Consider the following 5,437-nt stretch of genomic DNA (forward strand, 5'->3'; position numbering starts at 1 on the left):
TTGTCAGACATGGTTGTTCTCCTGTTGTGTTTAATCGAGGGTGAATCGGTTGGGTTGTGAACCGCTTGATTCATTTGTTATCCCTACTATAGGCAGGGTTCAGGCTAACCACAATCTAGAAAAGCTGAGGTAAATCCAGGAGTTCAATTTGCTTAAATGCTTTGAAAACATGAGGGGAGTTCAGAAGAGTTCAGGAAAGTTGAGGTGCTATTTTCAAACCCTATTCAAAGTTAAACCCCCACCAGAACGGTGAGGGTTTTCAAAATTGATGCATAACCAGTTGTAACGTTACGGAGTTATCGATTGTAATCAAAGAGCTCGCCGTAATGCACCATTGATAGTCGCTGGTTTCTCACGAAGTGAAGGTTCAAGTCCTTCCATCCGCATTCAGATCTCCCCTCTCCCGCCCTGGGAGAGGGGTTGGGGGTGAGGGCTATGGAGTTTTGCCAGTCAACCAGATGCAGAAGTAGCGCCAGTTGCATATAGACTGACTCATAGCACTTTATTCTCAGCAGAAACTATGGATCTGCGGGTTCGACGTTTGCTATCAACAGTGTCCACTCTAACTACCCTGCCGCTGATCCTGGCAACCGCGAGCTATGGGCAGATCTGTGCTTCAGATTCCCTGAGACAGGCAATTGAGCAGCTTCAAAATCCGCCAAAGCGCCCAGAGGCTCAGAAGACTCTCACCCAATGCGGGGAAGCCTCGGTCAAGCCGCTGGCAAATGCCCTGGGGGAGCCAAAGGCAACCATCCGTCTCTATGCCGCCCAAACCCTGGGGCAGATCGGTTGGGAGGCAAAATCAATCGTTCCAGCCTTGGTGGCAACCAGTCAAGACGATCGCGACCCGCAGGTACGCCGCAATGCGGTGCTGGCATTAAGCGCGATCGCCCAAGCCAGTCAAACCCAATCAGCCCAATGGCAGGGATGGCAGGTCGGGGAAATTCAAACCCTGAAAGACCTGAAGCAACAACTGGATACTCTATTACCCGCGTTAGAGAAAGACCCGCAGGCTTGGTCAACCAAGGACGAGGATTTAGCCACCCTGCGCCTGAGCCGAAATCGCCTGCAAACCCAGATCAATTCATTCACAGCGCAGCCAACTTACCAGGTTATATCCTGGGCACACAGCAATCCCTGGATCGCGGCGGCAGGGTTGCTGGGGTTGCTCCTGGTCAGTGGGTATGGCGGCATTTTTCTACTGCGACCAATCTGGTTGCTGAAATTAGGGGATGGGCAAATCAAAGCGATCGCCCAGATCCCCAAAGTCGGAACCATCTTGAGTGGCTTGTTGCAGGGGCTATCACCCCTCAAATACCACCCCCGTGTGCTGGATACCTGGGTGGAGCAGCACTGGCAGCAAGCCAAAACAGCCTTTTTAGATCTACCCACGGTGAAGGATCGGCACATCCACATTACCCTGCCCGTTCGCCTGGGTCAGGAGCAGACTTTTATCAACGAACTCAGTGGGAGCCATCTCAAGCCAACTTTTCAGAAACGCCCAGCGGTGCTGCTGATTGTCGGCGAAGGGGGAGCCGGAAAGACCAGTCTGGCTTGCCAAATTGCCCAATGGGGGCTAGAAAAACAACTGGCAGCCCATCGCCTGCTGCCCATATTGCTTGAAACGGAACTAGATGACAAAAAGACCCTGACAGAGGCGATTCGCGGACAACTCACGGCTCTGATTAATGAGACAGATGACATCCCGATCGAACTGCTCGAAAAACTGCTGCAACGCCAACGCATTCTGGTGATTGTGGATCACTTCTCGGAAATGGGCGAGGCGACTCGCAAGCAAATAACCCCCGACCTGGCAACATTCCCAGCCAAGGCGCTGGTGCTGACCTCCCGCCTCGAAAAAGAAGCTTTAGGGGGTGTTCCCAGAACTATCCTGAAACCGCTGCGAATTGAAGCCGATCGCCTGCTGGGGTTTATGCAAGCCTATGTGCGCTGGCGGCTCAACAAGCCGGATGATCCCTTTGTGGATGATGAATACGCCGCTGCCTGCGATCGCCTCCGCCGCATGGTCAATCACCGCGACATTACGGTTTTGCTGGCACGGCTCTATGCCGAACAGATGATTGAACAACAGCAGGGTGCAGGCGGCGTGCTTCCGGCTTCGGTGCCAGACTTGATGCTCAGCTATGTGAATCAGCTCAACAGTTCTATCGAACCAGCAAACCAGCGAGATCGCCTGCAAGTGCGGCGTGAAGCGCAAGTCATCGCCTGGGAATGCCTCAAGCAAACCTATCGCCCCACCGCCGCTTTGCGAGAAGACGTGATCCAGGCATTGCGAGCGGTTCAACCCACAGAAGACCCCACAGCCCAAGCTTGCTCTGAAAGCTTGGACTATCTAGAAAAACGGCTGCGGCTGGTGCAAACCCTGGAGCCAGGAGACAAAATCCGGCTTGTGCTAGACCCTCTAGCGGAATACCTGGCTGCCCATTGCCTGGTTGAACAGAGCCGCACCCAAGCAAACCCAGATGCATTCTGGCAAGATTTTTTAGACGACATTGAGCCAATTCTGAAGCAAAGCCACGATCCGTTGCCTGCAATTCAGGGCTTTTTGCGGGCAGTGCGCGATTGCGGCGAAGTGAAGCAGAAGGAAGCGCGGATTTCTGCCCCCATGCTGGCAGAACTCACCCGCAAAGCTGGCTTTGACCCAGAAGAATTACGCCTCGCCCAAGAAAAACGCCGCATCCGCATCCAGATCGCCGCCCTTTCGGAACCTGTAGAAGAAGACCGGATTGAAGCAGCACGAAAATTGGGTCAGTTGGGAACCGCTGCCCGCGTTGCTGCCCCCAACCTGATTGGGATGCTAGAGAACCCCAACCAAACTCTGAAAGCACGGCAAGCCGCCGCCGAAACCTTAGGCAAATTGGGGATTGGAAATGAGGCACTGCTGCAACGGCTGACCGACCCTAGCGAAGAACTTGCCATCCGGCGCAGTGCGGCAGAAGCGTTGGGACGGATGAAAGCAGAGCGGGCGGCGCTGTTGCAAATCCTGCACGAGAATGACCAACCCTTACCCCTGCGCCAAGGGGCTGCCAGAGCCTTGAGCCTGATTGGTGCCCCCAGCGGCGAACCCGTGCCCATACTGATCGTGGAATTGCAAGGGGAACAGGTTTCTACCCCCCAGGTCAAATCCATTCCAATTTGGAGAGAAGTGCTGACTGAGTCACTGACGCTGGATCTGGTTGACATTCCGGGGGGAGAGTTCCTCATGGGGTCACCTCCACGCGAAGAAGCGCGAGATTGGTACAAATATACCTACCCCGAACTGGAAGGCGTGGATGTAGAAGCACAACATCGCGTTACGATTCAAGCATTTTCTATGAGCCAGACCCCAATTACCCAGGCACAGTGGCGATTTGTTGCCAGCTTACCCAGGGTAGACCAAGATCTGGAACCCGATCCGGCAAACTTCAAGGGTGACGATCGCCCCGTTGAAGTGGTGTCCTGGCATGAAGCCGTGGAATTTTGCGATCGCCTATCGAACTACACCGGGAAAACCTATCGCCTACCCAGCGAAGCCGAGTGGGAATATGCCTGTCGAGGTGGAACAACAACTCCCTTTCATATCGGTGAAACCCTTTTTACAGACATCGCCAACTATGACGGCAACTACACCTATGGGAATGGAGTGAAGGGCGAATTTCGCCAGAAAACGACCGAGGTAGGCAGTTTTGGCATCGTCAACGCCTTTGGATTATCCGATATGCACGGCAATGTTTTTGAATGGTGTCTGGATCACTGGCATCCTTCCTATGAGGGCGCACCAGCGGATGGGAGTGCCTGGGTAACGGAGGGTGACGATCGCTATCGGGTAGTGCGCGGCGGCTCCTTGATGGACGATCCGGTGTTTTGCCGTTCTGCGCTTCGCTTCAGAGGTACTCCCACCTACCGCAACAACATTATCGGTTTTCGGGTTGTGTCTGTTCTCGCGTGAGGACGGTGGAACAGGAGTCAGAAATTAGGAGTCAGGAGCCAGGAGAAAAATCATTCTGACTCCTGCATCCTGTATTCTGACTCCTGTTCCTTCACATTGGCTCCTGAGTGTTTCCCTTCTATCCCTCTCATATACCCTTCCAGTAAACGGCTAACCTCTTCCAACTGGCTCTGTAAAGGATGGCTTTCCCCATAACCTAAGTCATTCGCCAGAATCAAGTAGTAGCGACATTCTCCAGAGAACCTTGAGCAATGTTGAGAAACCGCAGCTTATCCGCATGACTGCGCTTCTTAAAGCCCTCTGCAATATTGGCAGGAACAGAAACACCAGCACGTCTGAGTTGAGATGTTAAACCGTAAGTTTCCGCCTTTGGAAAATTGGCGCTGTAGCTATATACCGAAAGCACCAACTGGTGTGCTTTTTGCCAGACAATAAGATCCTGAAAGCTTCTAGCAGTTACCCTTTGCATTCTGGCTCCTGACTCCCGGCTCCTGCATTCTACTCACTTCAGACCTGCTCCAGCGATGGGGGCAACCCTATCCAAAAATAAAACCGAGCCGGATGGTTTGGTAGGTTCGCCGAAGACCCGTCCGGTTTATGGAACACTGTGACTATTGACGCAGGCTGCGGGCAGGTTTTGCCTGTACGGTCGCGTCTTACAGTCGCCAGTGTTATCCAACGTTGGGACTCTAAAGCACTCCCTAAAAGTCAAACCCTTACCGCAACGGCAAGGGTGACTTTGAAGCATCAATTGCAGAGAAGGATTTAGCCAGCGATGGAAGCAGAGGTCGCTTGACCAGCAGCGAGGTTGAATCCAGGTACCGAAATCGCTTGAGTGTCGGTGTTGTTCACCGTAGCGGCAAAGTTGTTACCGAAGGCAACTCCACTGGCACCTGCGAGGGAAAGCGCAACCCCACCGGCAACTTCATCTAAATCTTGCTCGGACAGTTCAACGCTGGTGTCATGGGATTGAGCGATTTTGTCAGACATGGTTGTTCTCCTGGTCAGAATGAATTGAGAGTCAGGCGTGACGTGTTCAAGTGAGAAGGGAACATGTAACCAGCGATGGAATCAGAGGTGGCTTGACCAGCGGCGAGGTTGAACCCAGGTACTGAAATCGCTTGAGTTTCGGTGGTGTTCACGGTAGCAGCAAAGTTGTTACCGAAAGCGACACCGCTGGCACCTGCGAGGGAAAGCGCAACCCCACCGGCAACTTCATCTAAATCTTGCTCGGACAGTTCAACGCTGGTGTCATGGGATTGAGCGATTTTGTCAGACATGGTTGTTCTCCTGATAAGACTGAATTGAGAGTCAGTAGTGATGTGTTCAAGTGAGAAGGAAAAATTTAGCCAGCGATGGAAGCAGAGGTGGCTTGACCAGCGGCGAGGTTGAACCCAGGTACTGAAATCGCTTGAGTTTCGGTGTTGTTCACGGTAGCAGCAAAGTTGTTACCGAAAGCAACACCGCTGGCACCTGCGAGGGAAAATG

General features: G+C 53.1%; 4 protein-coding genes. 1 reads left to right on the forward strand and 3 read right to left on the reverse strand.

Features of this window, described 5'->3' with window-relative positions; genetic code table 11:
* Positions 1-553: 553 nt before the first annotated feature.
* Complete coding sequence (locus tag AC1S52_RS03485) at positions 554-3,949, forward strand: SUMF1/EgtB/PvdO family nonheme iron enzyme (protein WP_482027648.1); 3,396 nt, start codon at positions 554-556, stop codon at positions 3,947-3,949.
* 214 nt (positions 3,950-4,163) lie between these two features.
* Here AC1S52_RS03485 and AC1S52_RS03490 read toward each other — a convergent pair whose 3' ends face one another.
* The 3 genes from AC1S52_RS03490 to AC1S52_RS03500 all read right to left on the reverse strand — a co-directional run bounded on the left by AC1S52_RS03490 (position 4,164) and on the right by AC1S52_RS03500 (position 5,229).
* Positions 4,164-4,418, reverse strand: a complete 255-nt coding sequence (locus AC1S52_RS03490; RefSeq protein WP_482027649.1) for a four helix bundle protein — start codon at positions 4,416-4,418, stop codon at positions 4,164-4,166.
* Between the two features lie 296 nt (positions 4,419-4,714).
* Complete coding sequence (locus AC1S52_RS03495) at positions 4,715-4,939, reverse strand: CTB family bacteriocin (protein ID WP_482027650.1); 225 nt, start codon at positions 4,937-4,939, stop codon at positions 4,715-4,717.
* 14 nt (positions 4,940-4,953) lie between these two features.
* A complete protein-coding gene (locus tag AC1S52_RS03500; protein WP_482027651.1) occupies positions 4,954-5,229 on the reverse strand; it encodes a hypothetical protein in 276 nt (91 codons plus the stop codon).
* Between the last annotated feature and the right edge of the window lie 208 nt (positions 5,230-5,437).

Source organism: Kovacikia sp. CALU 1929 (genome assembly GCF_056784235.1).

Coding starts and splice junctions, on each gene's coding strand:
- AC1S52_RS03495 (WP_482027650.1), bottom strand. CDS start 4,939: ATGTCTGACAAAATCGCTCAATCCCATGACACCAGCGTTGAACTGTCC.
- AC1S52_RS03490 (WP_482027649.1), bottom strand. CDS start 4,418: ATGCAAAGGGTAACTGCTAGAAGCTTTCAGGATCTTATTGTCTGGCAA.
- AC1S52_RS03500 (WP_482027651.1), bottom strand. CDS start 5,229: ATGTCTGACAAAATCGCTCAATCCCATGACACCAGCGTTGAACTGTCC.